Annotated in this window: 17 protein-coding genes; 14 read left to right on the top strand and 3 right to left on the bottom strand. The window is 60.9% G+C overall.

Annotated features, from left to right (window positions below):
• The first annotated feature begins 100 nt into the window (after positions 1–100).
• Positions 101–1,612 carry a sensor domain-containing protein gene (locus FHW37_RS09290; protein ID WP_186458197.1) on the top strand — a complete coding sequence of 504 codons (1,512 nt, stop codon included), beginning with the start codon at positions 101–103 and terminating at the stop codon, positions 1,610–1,612.
• 3 nt (positions 1,613–1,615) lie between these two features.
• Here FHW37_RS09290 and FHW37_RS09285 read toward each other — a convergent pair whose 3' ends face one another.
• On the bottom strand, positions 1,616–2,155 hold the full coding sequence (locus tag FHW37_RS09285) for a MarR family winged helix-turn-helix transcriptional regulator (RefSeq protein WP_145635303.1): 540 nt from the start codon (positions 2,153–2,155) through the stop codon (positions 1,616–1,618).
• 276 nt (positions 2,156–2,431) lie between these two features.
• On the opposite strand from FHW37_RS09285, the gene FHW37_RS09280 reads away from it, so the two are divergent.
• From FHW37_RS09280 to FHW37_RS09255, 6 genes are all read left to right on the top strand, one after another.
• Positions 2,432–3,904: an MDR family MFS transporter gene (locus FHW37_RS09280; protein WP_432442843.1), complete on the top strand. Its 1,473-nt coding sequence runs from the start codon at positions 2,432–2,434 to the stop codon at positions 3,902–3,904.
• 40 nt (positions 3,905–3,944) lie between these two features.
• Positions 3,945–4,955 (top strand): ligase-associated DNA damage response exonuclease, encoded by a 1,011-nt coding sequence (locus FHW37_RS09275; RefSeq protein WP_145635301.1) that lies wholly within the window; start codon positions 3,945–3,947, stop codon positions 4,953–4,955.
• Positions 4,956–5,127: 172 nt separating this feature from the next.
• Positions 5,128–6,753, top strand: coding sequence for a cisplatin damage response ATP-dependent DNA ligase (locus FHW37_RS09270; protein WP_145635299.1), 1,626 nt, complete (start codon positions 5,128–5,130; stop codon positions 6,751–6,753).
• Positions 6,754–6,823: 70 nt separating this feature from the next.
• On the top strand, positions 6,824–7,954 hold the full coding sequence (locus FHW37_RS09265) for a hypothetical protein (RefSeq protein ID WP_145635296.1): 1,131 nt from the start codon (positions 6,824–6,826) through the stop codon (positions 7,952–7,954).
• A 271-nt stretch (positions 7,955–8,225) separates the two neighbouring features.
• Positions 8,226–9,050, top strand: a complete 825-nt coding sequence (locus FHW37_RS09260; RefSeq protein WP_145635295.1) for a L,D-transpeptidase — start codon at positions 8,226–8,228, stop codon at positions 9,048–9,050.
• A 257-nt stretch (positions 9,051–9,307) separates the two neighbouring features.
• Positions 9,308–10,027, top strand: coding sequence for a L,D-transpeptidase (locus tag FHW37_RS09255; protein ID WP_145635294.1), 720 nt, complete (start codon positions 9,308–9,310; stop codon positions 10,025–10,027).
• A 78-nt stretch (positions 10,028–10,105) separates the two neighbouring features.
• Here FHW37_RS09255 and FHW37_RS09250 read toward each other — a convergent pair whose 3' ends face one another.
• Complete coding sequence (locus tag FHW37_RS09250) at positions 10,106–10,567, bottom strand: MarR family winged helix-turn-helix transcriptional regulator (RefSeq protein WP_145635293.1); 462 nt, start codon at positions 10,565–10,567, stop codon at positions 10,106–10,108.
• Positions 10,568–10,710: 143 nt separating this feature from the next.
• Here FHW37_RS09250 and FHW37_RS09245 point away from each other — a divergent pair, with 143 nt between their 5' ends.
• From FHW37_RS09245 to FHW37_RS09235, 3 genes are all read left to right on the top strand, one after another.
• Positions 10,711–11,133 (top strand): organic hydroperoxide resistance protein, encoded by a 423-nt coding sequence (locus FHW37_RS09245; RefSeq protein WP_145635292.1) that lies wholly within the window; start codon positions 10,711–10,713, stop codon positions 11,131–11,133.
• A 120-nt stretch (positions 11,134–11,253) separates the two neighbouring features.
• Complete coding sequence (locus FHW37_RS09240) at positions 11,254–11,637, top strand: MbcA/ParS/Xre antitoxin family protein (RefSeq protein WP_145635286.1); 384 nt, start codon at positions 11,254–11,256, stop codon at positions 11,635–11,637.
• Positions 11,597–12,343 (top strand): RES family NAD+ phosphorylase, encoded by a 747-nt coding sequence (locus FHW37_RS09235; protein ID WP_145635283.1) that lies wholly within the window; start codon positions 11,597–11,599, stop codon positions 12,341–12,343. The genes FHW37_RS09240 and FHW37_RS09235 overlap by 41 nt, the downstream gene beginning before the upstream one ends.
• A 6-nt stretch (positions 12,344–12,349) precedes the next feature.
• Here FHW37_RS09235 and FHW37_RS09230 read toward each other — a convergent pair whose 3' ends face one another.
• A complete protein-coding gene (locus tag FHW37_RS09230) occupies positions 12,350–13,696 on the bottom strand; it encodes a M10 family metallopeptidase C-terminal domain-containing protein (protein WP_145635281.1) in 1,347 nt (448 codons plus the stop codon).
• 245 nt (positions 13,697–13,941) lie between these two features.
• Here FHW37_RS09230 and FHW37_RS34460 point away from each other — a divergent pair, with 245 nt between their 5' ends.
• The 4 genes from FHW37_RS34460 (at position 13,942) to FHW37_RS09210 (ending at position 18,218) form a co-directional block, all read left to right on the top strand.
• On the top strand, positions 13,942–15,369 hold the full coding sequence (locus FHW37_RS34460) for a M10 family metallopeptidase (RefSeq protein ID WP_145635278.1): 1,428 nt from the start codon (positions 13,942–13,944) through the stop codon (positions 15,367–15,369).
• Between the two features lie 371 nt (positions 15,370–15,740).
• Positions 15,741–17,333 carry an ABC transporter ATP-binding protein gene (locus FHW37_RS09220; RefSeq protein ID WP_210249283.1) on the top strand — a complete coding sequence of 531 codons (1,593 nt, stop codon included), beginning with the start codon at positions 15,741–15,743 and terminating at the stop codon, positions 17,331–17,333.
• Positions 17,334–17,464: 131 nt separating this feature from the next.
• Positions 17,465–17,800, top strand: a complete 336-nt coding sequence (locus FHW37_RS09215; protein ID WP_145635274.1) for an ArsR/SmtB family transcription factor — start codon at positions 17,465–17,467, stop codon at positions 17,798–17,800.
• A complete protein-coding gene (locus FHW37_RS09210) occupies positions 17,793–18,218 on the top strand; it encodes an SRPBCC family protein (protein WP_145635271.1) in 426 nt (141 codons plus the stop codon). Before FHW37_RS09215 ends, FHW37_RS09210 begins: the two co-directional genes overlap by 8 nt.
• Positions 18,219–18,257: the final 39 nt, after the last annotated feature.

Below are 18,257 nucleotides of genomic sequence, written 5' to 3'. Positions count from 1 at the left end.
GGAAATCGACATGCTCTTTTGCTCAGGATCAAGGAAATCCGCCGATGCCGCGTATTCGTTGGGCTGCAGTGTTCGAATTTTAGAGCAAGGGGAGGGGCGAATGGTGAATTCACCGGCAGGCAGCGCGGATTTCGATCAGTCTTCGGATCTGCTGGCTTCGGATCCACTCGAAGAGCTTTGCAGCCGCCTTCTGCGTATTGCTACCGAGCGCGATATCGATGCCGGCGCCACAGCGCCCGAACTTCACACCGCAAGGCTTCTCGACCAGCTGCCGGATTCGATCGCCGTCAAGGATCGCCGCAGCCGTTATGTCTTCGCCAACGCAGCCGTCATCCGCAATGTCGGCATTTCGCGGCCCGCTCTGGTCGGCAAGACCGATTTTGACCTCCTCGACGAGGATGTTGCCTCCGGCTTCTTCGCGATCGAGCAGGAAGTGATGTCGACCGGTCAGGCCGTTACCGGCATGGAAGAAGCCGTCCGGCTGCGCGATGGCCGTATCCTCTGGATGACGACGTCCAGAATGCCGCTTCATGACCAGGATGGCCAGATCGTCGGCGTCATCCGCATTTCGCAGGATATTACCGAGCGCAAGCGGCAGGAAAAGCTTCGCCACGGCCATGCGCGGCTTTTGGAAATGATCGCCCGCGGCCAGCCGCTCGGCAGCGTCCTGCATGCGCTCGTCCATCTCATCGAAGAGGAACTCGATGGCATCATGGCCTCGGTCATGTTTCTCGATGAGGATGAGCGCCATTTGTCGAGTGCCGCATCCCCCAGCCTGCCGCCGGCCTTCGTCAAGCTGACCGAGGGTCTGGAGATCGGACCATTCCACGGATCATGCGGCACGGCCGCCTGGCGGCGTTCGCCGGTGATTGCCTGCGATATCCTGTCCGATCCGCTCTGGGAGCCATTTCGCGAGTTCGCAATCATGTTCGAACTCGGCTCCTGCTGGTCCACCCCCATCATGGGGCCGGAGGGGCGCGTGCTCGGCACGATCGGTCTTTATTCCGCCGGCCCGCGCACGCCGACGAAGCTGGAAACGGAACTGATGGCCATGGCGACCGATATTGCCGGCATCGCCATCGAGCGTGCCCGCAATGAAGACCGCATCCAGCACATGGCGCATCATGATCCGCTGACCGGGCTTCCCAACCGGGCGCTGTTCTGGGCGCAGTTCAACCATGCGCTCGTGCAGGCGCGTCGCGAGGCCCGCAAGGTCGTGGTCGTTTATATCGATCTCGACAATTTCAAGCCGGTCAATGATACGCTCGGCCATGCTGCCGGCGACGAGGTGCTGAAAGTGCTGGCCTCGCGGATTGCCGGCTCGATCCGCGCCAGCGATATCGTCGTCAGGCTGGGGGGAGACGAATTCGCCATCGTCTTCAGCAATCCCGATCATGACGAGGAGGCGATCCTCCGCCGGCTCGGCGATATCCGCAATGTCATCTGCCGCCCGATCACGATCGAAGGCGAAAGCATCGTCGTGACCTCCAGCATGGGCGTTGCCTTTTTCCCGCGCGATGGAGACAATCCGGAAGGCCTTCTGGCCGCGGCCGACCGCGCCATGTACGAGGCAAAGCAGTCCGGCCGCGACACGCTCTGCTTATGTGCCTGAATTCTAGCGTGTTCCGGTAAGCTCGGCTTCGCCGCCTTCCGTTCTGCTGGCATAGAGATAGGTGGTCTCGAAGCGGCCGATGAATTTCTCGAACAGGTGGGAGAAGGCGGCAAGCTCTTCTTCTGACCATCCATCCAGCACTTCCTCGAGAACCGAAGCCTTCACGGCCCTGCGCTCGGCCTGCAGCCGGCAGCCAAGCTCCGTCATCACCAGCAGCGAACGCCGTCCATCCTGCTGCGAGGCATCACGGCGCAGCACGCCGCGCGATACGAGTTCGGCAACGATCCGGCTGCCGCGTGAAGGATCCATGCGCATCGCCTCGGCGATCGCACCCACCGTCACTTCACCCTCGATCCGCTGCATCACGTCCAGTGCATCCAGATGCGACAGGTCTAGGCCCGGCACGGTATTGGCAATTGCCGTGCGGGCAATCATCCGCCGCCCCATCAGCATGCGGAACCGGCCCAGCGTCTCGCTGATGCGCGTCAGGTCCTCCACGGCGTCGGTCGCAGCAGGCGTTATTGGCAAAACAGTGTCGGTCATCGCTTTCATCTCCGCAGCTTATCAGAGCCGGCAAGCGGGTTTCAATGCATTCTTGCAAATCACATAAGCATGCCATTGACAATTATATGCTGAAAGCACATAAATCCAGAGAACCTTGGATGGATCTTCATGGACATGTCCCGCCCGGCTGCTTCCGCGGCCAACACCTCTGGCCAAGCGGCAGCGTCTTCATCTGTTTCCGCTCCTGCCGCCCCGCCTGCATTCGAGCCCCTCGTTGCCGACCACCGGCAGAAACTGGCCGTGTTCTGGTTTCTGATGGCGGCGCTGTTCATGGCGACGCTCGACAACCAGATCGTCTCGACGGCGCTCCCGACCATCGTCGGCGAGTTCGGCCAGATGGAGCGCTTTGGCTGGGTCACGTCCGCCTTCCTTCTCGCGACCAGCGCCGTCATGCCGATCTATGGCAAGCTCGGTGATCTGTTCGGCCGCAAATATGTGATGCTGTTTGCCATCATCCTTTTCACCGTCGGATCGGTTGTCTGCGGTTTCGCATGGTCGATGGACAGCCTCGTTGCCGCCCGCATCCTGCAGGGCCTTGGCGGCGGCGGCATCATGGTGTCGATCTTCTCCATCAATGCCGACCTGTTCGAACCGCGCGAGCGGGCAAAGTACCAGAGCTATTCCAGCCTGATGATCATGGCCTCGGGAAGTATCGGCCCGGTTCTCGGCGGCACGATGAGCGACTTGTTCGGCTGGCGTTCGATCTTCCTGATCAACGTGCCGATCGGCGTCATCGTCGTTTCCGGCATTGCCCTGCTTCTGCCCTATCGACGCCCGCAGCGTCGCCCGAAGATCGATTATGCCGGCGCCGTTCTTCTCGCCGCCACCATTGCCAGCCTTGTCGCCTGGGCCGACAGCCGCCAGATCTTTGGCTCCATGGTTGCCCCCGCAGCCCTTGGCGTTCTCGCCTTCGGCATCGTCTGCGCCGGCCTCTGGACGTTTGTGGAATCGCGCGTGCCCGAGCCGATCATCCCGCTGAAACTGTTCCGGGATTCGACCTTCTCGCTCTACCTGATCGTCACCCTCTGCTCGGGTGCGATCGCGATCGGCATGGTCAATTATTACGCGCTTTTCCTGCAGACGACGACCGGCCTTTCGCCGTCCACGGCCGGCCTGTTCTTCATCGGGCTGACCGGCGGCATCGTCATCGGCTCCATGTCTGCCGGGCGGCTGATCTCGATCACCGGCCGCTACAAGCCGTTTTCGATCATCGGCCTGACGATGAATGTCTCCTGCCTGTTTGCGATATCGCAGATCGGCCCGCATACGCCGCTTTATGTCATCGCCGGTCTGCTGCTGCTGCAGGGCATGGCGATCGGTTTCGGCCAGCAGGCGCCGATCATCGGCGTGCAGAATTCGGCGCCGCGTTCGGATATCGGAGCCGCCACCGGTGCCGTGACGCTGATGCGCATGGGCGGTGCCTCGATCGCGATTTCGGTCTATGGCGCCATCATCGGTATGTCGCTCAAAGGCGTCACCGTCGAAATCCCCGGCGTGCCGGATATCGCTGCGCTGACGCCAAAACTGATGGCCGAGCTGCCGGAAAGCTCGCGGATGGCGATCGCGACCGTCTATTACGGCGCCTTCACGCCGCTCTTCCTGACGGCGACTGCTATTGCCGCAATCGGCCTGATCGCCGCTCTTTGCCTGAAGCCGAAACGTCTGCCGCCGGCAAGACTGCCGGCCGCGCCGGTCACGCCGCCCGTGGTTGAAAAGAACGCGGCATAAAACCCTTCCAAGCGGCGCCTCGCGGCCTATCTTCTGGCCGATGAAACCAGAGGCGCTGCTTCACCCCACCCCTGCCGGGCTGTTCTGCCCGATTGGCCGCTTTTACGTCGATCCGGTGCGTCCCGTTGAGCGGGCGCTGATCACACATGGCCATTCCGATCATGCCCGCTCGGGTCACGCCAAGGTTTTGGCCACCCGCCAGACGCTCGATGTCATGCGTATTCGTTACGGCGAGGATTTCTGCGGGGAAGAACAGGCGGCCGCATGGGGCGAGGTGATCGATCTCGATGGCGTCAAGGTGAGCTTTCATCCGGCCGGCCATGTCATCGGCTCGGCCCAGATCGCCATCGAAAAGGACGGCTTGAAGATCGTCGTCTCGGGCGATTACAAGCGCGGTATCGACCCGACCTGCGCGCCGTTCGAACCGCTGTCCTGCGATGTCTTCATCACCGAGGCGACGTTTGGCCTGCCGGTTTTCCACCATCCCGATCCGAAGGGCGAGATAGGTAAGCTGCTCACCTCGCTCAAACAGTTTCCCGAACGCAGCCACCTGATCGGGGCCTATGCGCTGGGCAAGGCGCAAAGGGTGATCCGGCTGATCCGCGATTGCGGCTATGACCAGCCGATCTATATCCATGGTGCGCTGGCAAAGCTCTGCGACTATTATGTCGGGCAGGGGGTGGAACTCGGCGACATCCGCCCCGCGACGATCGAAAAAAGCACACCCGATCTGTTCAAGGGCGCCGTCGTCGTCGGCCCGCCCTCGGCCTTTCAGGATCGCTGGGCGCGACGCTTCAACGAACCGCTGATCGCCTTTGCCTCCGGCTGGATGATGGTGCGCCAGCGCGCCAAACAGGGCGGCGTCGAACTGCCGCTCGTCATTTCCGACCATTGCGACTGGCCGGAACTTCTGGACACGATCAGCGAGATTGGCCCCTCTGAAGTCTGGGTTACCCATGGTCGTGAGGAGGCGCTGGTGCGCTGGTGCGAGCTGAAGGGCATTCCGGCCAGGCCGCTGCATCTGGTGGGTTATGAGGATGAGGGGGATTGAGGATGAGCTACAAAGTTTGCCCCTCATCCGCCCTGCCGGGCACCTTCTCCCCGCTTGCGGGGAGAAGGACACTTGCCGCGCGCTCGCTGCCTCGATCGGGGCATGTCCCCTCTCCCCGTCAAGACGGGGAGAGGGTTAGGGTGAGGGGCATGACGCGAGGTTTGTACCGCCCATGAAACCCTTCGCCACCCTCCTGGACCGCCTCGTCCTCACCCCCTCGCGCAACGGCAAGCTCAAACTCCTCGCCGACTATTTTCGCGACACCCCTGATCCCGACCGCGGTTACGGCCTCGCCGCCCTTGCCGGCGCACTCGACCTGAAAAGCGTCAAGCCGGCCATGCTGCGCGAACTGGTGCTGGAAAAGCTCGACCCCGTCCTCTTCCAGTATTCCTACGACTATGTCGGCGACCTCGCCGAAACCATCGCGCTCGTCTGGGATGGCCGGGAGAAGGACGACACAACCGACGCCGAACAGCCGCGGCTGTCACAGGTCGTCACCCGCATGAATGCACTCGGCCGCACCGAAGTCCGTTCCGCCGTCCGCGATCTGCTCGATCATCTCGATCCCTCGGCGCGTTTCGCCTTCCTGAAACTCGTCACAGGCGCGCTCCGGATCGGTGTTTCGGCAAGGCTTGCCAAGCAGGCTTTGTCGGACATGTCCGGAAAAGACGTTACCGAGATCGAGACCCTCTGGCACGGCCTCACCCCGCCCTATGTGGAACTCTTCGCCTGGCTCGAGGGCAGGGCGGAGAAGCCGGTTCTCGCAACGCCCGCTATCTTCCACTCTGTCATGCTCGCCAATCCGGTCGAGGATGGCGATCTCGAAAAGCTCGATCCAGCCGATTACGCCGCAGAATGGAAATGGGACGGAATTCGCGTGCAGATGTCGAGTTTCGTTGGCACGAAAAAGCTCTATTCCCGCTCCGGCGATGACATTACCGGCGCTTTCCCGGATGTGGTCGAGGCGATCGATTTCGACGGCGTCGTCGATGGCGAGCTTTTGGTCGGCGGCACAAAGCGCTCCAACAACCCGACCCGCACCTTCTCTGACCTGCAGCAGCGGCTGAACCGGAAAACGGTAACGGCCAAAATGACGGAGGATTATCCGGCCTTCGTGCGCGCCTATGATCTCCTCTTCCAGGGTGACGACGACATCCGCGCCAAAACCTTTCTCGAGCGCCGCGAGCGCCTCGCCAAAATCATCGAACATGCGCCGCATGACCGTTTCGATCTCTCCGACCTCGTCTCCTTCACGAGCTGGAACGAACTCGACACCCTGCGCAAGGCGCCACCCGATCCGGTCATCGAAGGGGTGATGATCAAGAAGAAGGACAGCCCGTATCAGGCCGGCCGACTGAAGGGCCTGTGGTTCAAGTGGAAGCGCGATCCCTACAATATCGATGCGGTCATGCTTTACGCGCAGCGCGGCCATGGCAAGCGCTCGAGTTATTATTCCGATTTCACCTTCGGCGTCTGGACAGAGACGCCCGAGGGCGACCAGCTCGTACCGGTCGGCAAGGCCTATTTCGGCTTTACTGATGCCGAGCTCGAAATCCTCGACAAGTTCGTGCGCGACAACACGGTGGAGCGGTTCGGGCCGGTGCGTGCCGTGCGCGCCGAAAAGGATTTTGGCTTCGTGCTGGAAGTCGCCTTCGAGGGCATCAACCGCTCGACACGCCACAAGTCCGGCGTCGCCATGCGCTTTCCGCGCATCGCGCGCCTGCGCCAGGACAAGCTGCCACGCGATGCCGACCGGCTGTCGACGCTCGCCGCCATGATCGATGGCGGGGAGGACTGATTTTTTGACGAAGAGGGCCTGCCGGAGGGGTTCGCCGGGTCTTCTATATTGAGGGACATTGGAGAGGGTCATGTCATTTTCAGGTATTTCGTTTCCGAGCCGCCCCGTCGCGGTTCGGGGAAATGTCATTCAGCCGCCGCGCGGTTACGCGTTCCTGACGGTGATGATGCTGGTTTTTGCCGGCCTGATCGCCTTCTGGCAGGCGCCGGATCTGATCAAGGATCTTGAGATCAGCAAACATCCGCTGGTGCTTCAGGACGGCAATATCCGCGATGGCCGCTGCACGACGCGCAAGGGTGTCTTCACCGATTGCGAGGCGCATCTCGCCTATGATTACAACGGCAAGCATTACGAGCGCGATGTCGAGCTGTTTTTCGTAGACCTGCATGTCGGCGATTACGAGACCGACATGGTGATCTCTTCCGAGAAGCCGGAACTCGCCACGCTGACGATCGGTCTCGACAAGCTGTGGAACCGGGTGATCTCGCTTGCCGCCATCGTGCTGATCATGGTCGCCGTCGCAATAGGCCTTCTCTTTCAGGCCTTTCGCGCCGGCCGCGTCCGTCGCATGTTGCGGCATCCGGCTGAACTCACCGCCATTCCGGTCGAGATCACCGCTTTCGACCGCAGCCGCCGCGGCCTCGCTGTCACCTATGCCGACAAGCTGTCGAGTCACAGGACGAACCGCGCCGCCCATACGCATTTTGCGCCGGGCGAAGAGCCGCTGATCATCGGGCTGACGGAAGGCAAGGGCCGCAAGCCCGGCAATACCAAGGGCAGCCAGGCCGTCGGCCTTGCCGTGCGCCACGGCCGCGCGCCGCTGCCGGTCCTGCTCGACAGCAAGCTCGACCGGCTGGAACTGACGGAGGAGGAACGCCGGGCGATCCTCGACCCGATCGAGGCGGAACTGGCGCCCTATGGCGGCATGATCACGTTGAATGCGCCAAAACGCATGCCAAGGATCCTGCGCGGCATCGTCACTTTCTTCGCCGTCATTCTGCTCTTCATCATCGGCCTTCTCGGCTTCTGGGTCTGGTATGTCACCAGTTCCGAAACCCAGTACAACCAGATCGGCATGGAATTGAACAACGTCATGCCCGCACCGATGAACCGCTGGGGCTGCGGCGAGCTGCAGAAACGCTTCGGCAATGGCCCGGCGCCTTATGGATGTGCTGCGGCGGATTTTAAGAGCTGGAAGTGAGGTGAAGGCAATCGGGGGCTTGAAAGAAAAGCCCTCTCTGGCCTGCCGGTCATCTCCCCCACAAGGGGGGAGAAAACTCGCGGCAACCGTCCTGCCTCAATTTGAGTTTCAGCGGGCCCGCCGGGTTAAGCCCTCCCCCTTGTGGGGAGGGTGGGGAGGGGTTTCTTGCCGCATAGGTTCGCCCGGATGAACATAACCGTTTCAATCCAGCCTCGCGCCAGCCGCGCCTGCCATTCATGGGCCAGACGTCATCTGCCGTAAGCGGGGCTCCATGCCATATTCAGCCAAATCTTTCCGTAGGGTTTTGAGCCCGATCGCCGGTCTCGTTGCAGCCGCCACGCTTGCCGGCTGCCAGGTTCCCTTTGTGACCGATACGAGCCGGATGAATCCGGATGTCTTCGTGCAGGAAACCATGCCGGTCTTCAATGCGCCGGTCGGTATCGATCCGGTACAGGAACAGGCTAAACAGAAGCGTGAGCCGATCCCGCAGCGCCGGGAACTTTACCAGACGCAGTTCCACCAGACCTATGGCCTGCCGGTTTCCAACCCGGTTCACCGCACCATGTATGCGATGATCCGCGATGACGGCCACACGCTCCCGGCCATTCCCTATTCGCGCATCGACCAGCGTTTTCTGCGCCAGGATGTCGATTACCAGACGACCGAAGCGCCCGGCACGATCGTTGTCGATACCCGCTCGCATTACCTCTATCTCGTCCAGACCGGCGGCAAGGCGATCCGTTATGGTGTCGGTCTCGGCAAGGCCGGTTTTGCCTGGAGCGGCCGTGGCGTCATCCAACGCAAGGCGAAATGGCCGCGCTGGACGCCGCCCGATGAAATGGTCGACCGCCAGCCGGACCTGCGCCCCTTCTCGGCTGCCGCCGGCGGCGCGACACCCGGCCTCAACAACCCGCTCGGCGCCCGCGCGCTCTACATCTTCCAGAACGGCCGCGACACGCTTTACCGCGTCCACGGCACGCCGGACTGGCAGTCCGTCGGCAAGGCGACCTCGTCCGGTTGCGTGCGCATGCTCAATCAGGATGTGATCGACCTGTTCGACCGCGTCCCGAGCGGCACGCCGATCGTCGTCATCTGAGCTATGCAACGAAAGTGGCTGGAAAAGCCGCTCGTCTAGACAGTTTTGGGCCTGTGGATCTTGCGATCCGCGGGCCTTTTTCTTGTGTGGGGATCGCGCCGGTGTGAACCGGCGTGTCTTGTCGTGAATGGTTGGTTAATGACCGGCGGCCTATTCTCAAATCTCGGGGACGGCGAATCGGAACCTTTTGGGGATGGCGCCGTTTAAATGTGCTTTTGAGCATTTCGTTGCGTTTCTCTTGGGTGGTCCTGCCTCACATGATCTCAGATATCCGTTTATCCCGCCGGGGCCTCCTGTCGCTGATGGGCGTCGGTGCCGCGTCCACGCTGGCCGGCTGTGCTTCCACCGCAGCACCCGGTCCGGGCGGCTCCATCATCAGCTATCGTGACGGCGTCACGTTCCGCAGCCCGGATGCGGCCGGCTCCGTCGATGCCGCCTCCATGTATGCCGCCGTCGATGATGGCGGTTTCCACATTCCGGCCATTCCCTACCAGAAGATCAATCCGCGCTATTACCGCCAGCGCGTCGTCGATCCGACCGGCGAACGTCCCGGCACGATCGTTGTCGATACGCCGTCGCGTTTCCTTTATCTGGTCGAAGAAGGCGGCAGCGCCATGCGTTACGGCGTCGGCATCGGCCGCGAGGGTTTTTCGTGGTCGGGCGAGGGCGTCATCCAGTGGCGCCAAAAGTGGCCGAAATGGACCCCGCCGGACGAAATGGTCGCCCGCCAGCCGGAGCTCATCAAATATTCGTCGAAGAATGGCGGCATGCCGCCGGGCCTCTTGAACCCGCTCGGTGCCCGCGCGCTCTATATCTTCCAGAATGGCCAGGACACGCTTTATCGCCTGCACGGCAATCCGGAATGGAATTCAATCGGCAAAGCCGTCTCGTCCGGCTGCGTGCGCCTGATGAACCAGGACATTATCGATCTCTACGACCGCGTGCCGCAGAAGGCGCGGATCGTCGTCTGGCAGTAAGCCTGGCGCACAGCGATCAAGACATGGAAAAGGCCGCAGCGATTGCGGCCTTTTTTCATGGAGGCTGGATCTTTCGCCTTACTCCGCCCCGTCAAGCCGCCCCTTCAGCGCATTTACCGCATCCCGCAGCGCCACGGCCTCGTCGAGGCTGCAGCCGATCGCCTTGCCGATATTCGCGGTCACCGATGCGGCCTCGGCCTTCATCGTCAGCCCCTGTTCCGTCAGATGCACATTGACCTGCCGCTCGTCCTCGCGATTGCGCTTTCGGGCGACGAGGCCTGCCTGTTCCAGCCGTTTCAGCAGCGGCGACAGCGTGCCGGAATCGAGGCCGAGGCGTTCGCCGAGCGCCTTCACCGTCTGTGCATCCTCCTCCCAGAGCGCCACCATCACCAGATATTGCGGATAGGTGAGGCCAAGCGGCTCGAGTAGCGGCTTATAGGTGCGGGTAAAGGCATGCGCCGCGCCATAGATCGCAAAGCAGAGCATGGCATCGATCTTGATCGGCGGTTCCGGGGCAACTGTCTGCGCATTTTTCGACATGGCGGGTCCTGACGTCACGCTCTCGTGACCTAAGTTTTTTCCTCAAACACAATATCGCAGGCTTGACGGCAGATTTCAATGCGCGTAATTAGATTGTGCGCAATTGAATTGCGGACAAATTTTTAAACCAAGGAGTATCGATCATGGCTATTCTCTACACCACCAAGGGTTCCGCCACCGGCGGTCGCGCTGGCCACGGCGCTTCTGAAAACGGCGTTCTCGATGTCACGCTGACGGTTCCGAAGGAACTTGGCGGTGATGGCGCCACCGGCACCAATCCGGAACAGCTCTTCTCGGTCGGTTATTCGGCCTGCTTCCTCGGCGCGCTGAAGTTCGTCGCCGGTCAGGCCAAGGTAAAGATCCCGGAAGACGCCAAGGTCACCGCAACCGTCGGCATCGGCCCGCGTGATGATGGCACCGGTTTCGGCATCGAAGTGTCGCTCCTCGTCGATATCCCGGGCGTCGATCGCGCCGTCGCGGAAGACCTGATTGCCAAGGCTCATATCGTCTGCCCTTACAGCCACGCCATGCGCACCTCGACCGAAGTGCCGGTCAAGCTCGCCTGACAAACTCGCCCTGTCGGGCGGACAAGCAGATCTGTAAAGACAATCAGGGAAGCGGCTTCGGTCGCTTCCTTGAATTTTATGTAGATCCCTGCTATTTCTTTCTTGGGAAAGGAAATTGCCATGGGTTTGCAGCAGCAAAGAGAGCCTCTCGCCATATCCGAGGGCCAGGTGGTCACCAAGGCCGCGACCGTCGCAGCCGAGCGGCTGGGATTGAATGCCCGCGCCCTTGCCGGCGTCATCGGCGTCTCGGAAGCCTCCGTATCGCGCATGAAACGGCTCGATCATCTGCTCGAAAAGGGCAGCAAGCCGTATGAACTGGCGCTTCTCTTCATCCGCCTGTTCCGTTCTCTGGATGCGATTTCCGGCGGTGACGAGGCAGTGGCGCGTAGCTGGCTGCGCAATGAAAACACCGCACTCGGCGGCATTCCCGCCGAAAAGATCCTTTCCATATCCGGCCTGACCGATGTCCTTGCCTATCTGGACGCCCGCCGCGCTCTCGTCTGAGTTCCGCACCGTCTCCGGCGTCTTCTGGCGGCTCGTCGAGGCACAGCACCGTGTCTCGACAATGAAGCTCGTCGATACGGTGGAGGAGCAGGCACTTCTGGAAACGCTGCTGGAAGAGACGAAACCTGCTTTCCCGCCGGAATGCGAGGGGCTGGATTATCTCCTTAAAACCCCGTTCCGTTATGCCGCCGCCTATCCCTACGGCTCGCGTTTCCGGCGCGCCGGCAAGACGCTCGGCGTCTTTTATGCGGCCGCCCGGATCGAAACCGCGGTTGCCGAAATGGCCTTTTACCGGCTGCTTTTCTTTGCCGAATCGCCGGCAACGCCGCTTCCAGCCAATGCTGCCGAATATTCCGCCTTCGCCGTGCCGATCGAAACCGGTTTCGGCATCGACCTGACGCTGCCGCCGCTCGATCGCGATCGTACCTTCTGGGAGGACCGGCGCGATTATACCGCCTGCCAGGCGCTTGCCGATACCGCCCGGGAGGCTGGCGCCGAGGCGATCCTCTATCGCTCGGTGCGTGATCCGGGGGGAGGGGTGAATGTCGCCCTGCTGACGGCAAAGGGTTTTGCCGCAAGCGAGCCGACCGAACGCCAGACCTGGCGCATCCGCCTGTCTCGCGCCGGCATTCAGGCTATCCGCGATTTCCCGCCCATGCGGCTCGGTTTCGCCACCGCCGATTTTGCCGCTGACGGCAGGCTCTGACGCCTGTCAGAGCAGGAAATAGCCCTTAGAGAGCGCCATCGCGTCATCGAGATGGACGGCGAAATCGGCCTTCTTGTCGCCGTTCACATCGCCATAGACATAAGTGTCCGAAGCCTGTTTTTCGTAACGCAGCTCGCCGGCATGGCCGCTAAAGGCCTTGGTGCCGATAAAGCTGAAAGCGTCGTCCTTGGCCGTCTTCGAATTGGCGTCGATATCGGAAAAATCCATCTTATCGCCGCTCGTGCCGGAAAAGTCGAAGATCGTGTCGCGGCCGCTGCTCTTCACCGTGCTGTCGGTCGCTGCCTTGAACACAAAGGTGTCCTTGCCCGTGCCGCCATAAAGGTCGTCGGCGCCGCGACCGCCATACAGCGTGTCATTGCCGCCATTGCCCTTCAGCACATTCACCGTGTCATTGCCGAACAGTTTCTGGCCGGTCGAGCCGCTGGAAAGATTGGTCTTGGCAATGCCGAGCACATGCAGCTCGGTCACCTTGGCCGAGGCCGTGCTGATCGAGGCATTCGACCAGACTTCGTGGCCGTTGACGACATCAAGCTTCACATTGGTCGCGCCAAGCGCAAGCCCGACGGAGATCTTGCCGGTCGAAAGCGCAAAATCGACCGTCTTCGTTCCACTGGTGCTATAGGCAAGCTCGTAGCCGCCGCCGGCGCCCGTCGTGTTCGTAACGGCACCTGAAGACGACACTTTCACCTTCGTCATCTGCTCGCCGACGCTGAAGAAATCGTCCTTGATCACCGTGTCCTTGTAGACGACGCCGGTGATGAAGACCTTATCCCCGGTCTTGCCGAAATCCTGCGTCGCCATCGAGGCATTGAAGGTCGTGCCGCCGGAGGTGAAGGCGCCGGTCTGCTGGCCGATGCCGATTTCCTGAAAATCCTTGCCGAGAATGTTCAGCCGGTGGCCGCGGCCCGCAATGCCTTCGTCGACGAAAAGATCCTGATGCTGCAGGATGATATATTCCGTCAGCATCTTGGTCGTCAGGGTCTGCGACGTGCCGCGAAAGGCGATGTTTTCGCCATAGGTCCAGCTGCCGGTGAATTCATAGCCCGCGGCCGTCATGCGGTCGCCGGGGCCTTCGCCGGTAAAGCCGGTCGTGCCCTTTGTTTCCTGGTGGGCGAAATTGTCGTTCTCGATCATCCAGGCGCTGTGATTGTCGGCAGCCTTGGCGATGGCATCATTGCCCGCCAGCACCTGCCGCGGCGCCGAGGACAGGGTTCCGGCCGAAAGGCCCTCGTTGAGCGAAATGCCGAACCGCTTCGCCTCGCCGGCCGGGTCCATCCGGGCCCGGTTGGTCAGTTCGAGCATCAGCTGTTCCTGCGGGGTAAGGTTCGCCATATCGTCCTCCCGATCATGCCTTCGCAAAACTGGCCACGGGCGGATCACGCCGCCGATCTTGCCATCCCGGCTTGCTTATACACGCGGGGTCGAGCTTTGAGAACCGATCCCGGAAAAAGTGAGCCATACTTCATGTATAAGGCTGATTTATTAAGTGTATTCCCGTATCGAAATACTGGGCCGGTTGCCATATTCCTGCGAATCTGGCGTGTTTCTATACACCGGCGGGACTAAAGGGGAAGTTGATGGCCACGAAGAAATCTTTGACCACGGCGCAGGCTGCCGCGCAGCTGACGCGCTACGATTCCAGCTGGTCGGATTACCTTAAGGAACACGCGACGGTCACCTATGCCTACCGGGCAAGCATTCCGTCCGGTTATGAGGGTGATTACATCGAAGCCTCGACCTTCCAGCGCTTCACCTCCAGCCAGATCGCCATCAGCGAACTGATCTTCAAGCAGTTCGAGGACGTGGCCGGCATCACCCTGACGCGCGTTTCCGGCACGGACGGTTATTCCGATGACGCAACGATCCTGCTCGGCAATTACGCCGACCGCGCGAACAGCGACACCTATGGTTATTCCTACACGGTCGGTTACGGCGACCGCAGCGCCGCCTCGACGGATGGTGACTTCTGGTACAATCTCCGGGGCCCGAACGACAATGGCAACAGCCCGAATATCCGGGTCGGTTCCGACGATTACAACACCGTCATGCACGAACTCGGCCATTCGCTCGGCCTTGAACATCCGACCGACTATCCGGATGATTTCGATTATGCGTCCGACGCCTCCTATGTCGAGGACAGCCTGCAATACACGGTCATGAGCTATTTCGATGCGTCCGAGACCGGCGCGGTGTTCGGCGGCCGTTATCTGAAGACGCTCGGCCTGCACGATATCGCCGCCCTGCAGCGCCTCTACGGCGCCAACATGACGACGCGCACCGGCAACGACACCTATGGTTTCGGCGGCGATGGCGTCTATGGCCTGTCTTCGGCCAGCGACAAATCGGTGTTTTCGATCTGGGATGCCGGCGGCAATGACACGCTGAATTTCGCCAAATATTCCAACAAGCAGGTGATCGATCTCAACGCCGAACATTTTTCCTCGGTCGGCGGCCTGAAATACAATGTCTCGATCGCCAAGGGCGTGACGATCGAAAACGCGATCGGCGGCTCGGGCGCCGACGAGATCACCGGCAATGCCGTGGCCAACAAGCTGGAAGGCCGCGGCGGCAACGACACGCTGATCGGCAATGGCGGCAATGACAAGCTTTATGGCGGCGGCGGTAACGACCTGCTTTATGGCGGTACCGGCAAGGACACGCTCTCCGGCGGCGCCGGCCGCGATTATTTCGTTTTCGGTGGCTCGGCCCTCTCCAAGCTCGGCCTCGACCTGATCCTCGATTTCGGCAAGGGCGACAAGATCACGCTGCTGGACACCACATTCACGGTCTTCGATTCCGACAAGAAGACCGGCGTCTCCAAGGCGGACTTTTCCTCCGGCACCTCGGTAAAGTCGATGGGCAAGGGCGACCACCTGTTCTACGACACCAAGGATCACTGGGTCTATTACGACAGGGACGGCGCCGGCACAGGTGCCGCGGCCATCAAGCTGGCCGAGCTCGACAACAATTACAAACTCGCCTTCAACGATTTCCTGATCGCATGATCGTTTTTGCGGTGATCTTGATCGACGAAATGCCCGGTGGCGAACCGGGCATTTTTTGTTTCACGGCCTGCTGAACCATTGGTCGTCGGAATTTAATATGACTGTTGCAGTCAATATTATGTTTCGTTACACCAGTTTCGGGTGCATATGGCGATCGTTGGTATCGCAACTGCTTTGCGCCCAATTCCTGTTTTGAAGCAAATCGTTACTCCGCATTGCCGCCGCGCGCTTCAGCGCATTTCCATGCCTTTTGAACCGCAACGGCGGCAGGTTTCCCCGCAAGGTGAGAGGTTATTGTCATGCCGGATAACCGACACGTTTTCGAACCTGTCCGTGGAATTTTTCGAGCCTATTGGAAGCTGGATCGTTGGATGATCCTTCTGAGCTTTGCCATCGTGCCGATTGCCAGCTGCGGCGCCATTGCGGCTCCGATCGTTTTCTCGCGCATCATCGATGCGCTTCCGCGTGACCGGGCAGTGGAAGGCGTCGCCTTTGCCTTCATCGTCTATGCTCTGCTTCTGGGCCTCTCGTCGGTCCTGCAGCAGATGGTGCAGTTCTTGTCGCTGATGACTGCTCGTAATCTCGGCTTCGTTGCCAGCACGCAGTTTTTCGAAACGATCCTCAGGAAGACATCTGCCTTCTTCATCGAGCACAATCCGTCCGAGATCATGCTGGCGGGAGCAAAGGGGCAGGGCGCCCTGACGCAGCTTCTTCAGCTCGGCCTGATCGTCTTCATCCCGGGCATGGTGCAGATCGCGCTGACGCTTGTGACACTCGGCGCAATGATCGACCTGCAGGTCGTGGCCATCGTCGCAGCCTATGGCGTGTTCTCCACATGGCTGACGCTGGTTTCGACCCGGCGGGCACGCGTCTTCCTCGACCGCGCCGTCGAGGCGGGGCAGGAGAATTCGCGCTTTGTCGGCAATGCGATGAATGCCATGGAGACGCTTCGGCAATTTGGCAGCCATGCCTGGATGAAGCGACGTTTTGTCGAAAAGGCAGAGGAGGTTCGCGCCAGCTGGCGCAGCTACGTGCTGCAGCGCATCGGTTATGTCGCCGTGATCGGCCTTGGTCTTGCCTTGCAGTTCGCTGTCACCCTTCTGCTTCTTCTGCCACGTTACCAGTCGGGAGAACTCTCGGTTGGCGATCTCGTATTGTTCAATGCTCTTCTCATCCAGCTCAACATGCCGTTCGAGATGATTGCCCATACGCTCGACGATCTTGCCCGTGTCAGGTCGGATCTTGCGCCGATGTCGGACATGTGGCGGGCTGGCGAGGAACGGGTTCTTCCGCACGCGGCCAGGTTTTCTCCGCGAACCGGCAAGCTGCAATTCGAAAATGTCGGTTATGCCTATGACAACGGTCGTGGTGTCGAGAACGTCTCATTTGACGCGAGCCGCGGCGGCATCACCTTTCTCGTCGGCGAGACCGGCTCCGGCAAATCGACGATCTTCAAGCTCGCGCTGAAATCGATGTCACCGACCGCCGGCCGTATCGTCATCGACGGCACCGATCTCGAGACCATAGGCCGGGCCGACTGGTATTCGGCCATCGCCGTGGTGCCGCAGGAGGTTATCCTACTGAACGAGACGCTCGCCGACAATATCCTTCTGGGCCGACCGAGAGACGAGAAACGCCTGCGGCTTGCGGCCGGCAAGGCGGCAATCCTGACGTTCATCGAGGACCTGCCGGATGGGTTTGAAACGACGGTCGGTGAGCGCGGATTGAAACTGTCAGGCGGTGAACGGCAACGGATCGCCATCGCCCGTGCCCTTTATGGTGATCCGGCCATCCTCTTCCTCGACGAGGCCAGTTCCGCCCTCGACGAAGCGACGGAGAAAGGCGTGATGGACCATATCCGCATTCTCTGCAGCGATGTCACCGTGCTGGCGATCACGCACAGGCGATCCGTGATCGGCCCGGCAGACCGGATTGTCAGCCTCGATACTCCCGCTCCGAACTGAGTTCCGCGTGGCCATCCGCTTTTCCGCACAGCAGTTCCTGTGGGCGGCATCGTGGCACGGCTTCAAAATCATTCACCCATATGGTTGACTATTCCAGCTGGATATTTATATTCAACCATACGGGTGAATGAATGGACGACGACGCGCTATCACGTATTTTGAAGGCCGCTGGCGATGCCACGCGGCGGCAGATCCTCACGCTTCTCGTTCAGGAGGGGGCGCTGAGAGTGACGGCGCTCGCCAACCATTTCGACATGTCCCTGAATTCCGTCTCGAAGCATATCAAGGTGCTGGAGGAGGCGGGACTTGTCACCCGCCGAACTTTTGGTCGCGAGCATCTGATCACCGCCGAGCTGGAACCCCTCCGGCTGACGGAGGCCTGGTTTTCCGATCTCAAGTCCATCTGGGAACTGCGCCTTGAGGCGCTCGAAAAACTGCTTGTTCAGAAGGAGGACAGTGATGAGTGAACTTGAACTGACGGTCACCCGCAAGATCGCCGCTCCGCGTGCAAAAGTATTTCAGGCCTGGCTCTCGCCGGAAACCCTTGCGGCCTTCATGCGCACACCCTCCGGCGGCCCGCCGTCGCGTACCTCCACCGATCCCGTCAAGGGCGGCCGGTTTTCCATCGTGATGTTTGCCGGCGACAAGGAAATCCCCCATGGCGGCACCTATCTGGCGGTCGATCCGCACCAACATCTCTCCTTCACCTGGGAATCGCCCTATTCGCTGGACGACAGCGTCGTGACGATCGATTTTGCCGAGATCGATGCCGGCACGACGGAACTGACCCTGCGCCAGGTCAAATTCCGCAGCATCGAGGCGCGCGACGGCCATATCGGCGGCTGGACCGCCATTCTGGGCAATCTCGAAACAATGCTCGGCTGAAGAGGGCAAGCAGCAAGGCGCATCGCCGCGAAGATGGGT

This window comes from Neorhizobium alkalisoli (assembly GCF_007829835.1).
In the GTDB taxonomy this organism is placed as follows: Bacteria; Pseudomonadota; Alphaproteobacteria; order Rhizobiales; family Rhizobiaceae; genus Neorhizobium.
This window is presented reverse-complemented; position numbering and strand designations above follow the sequence as displayed.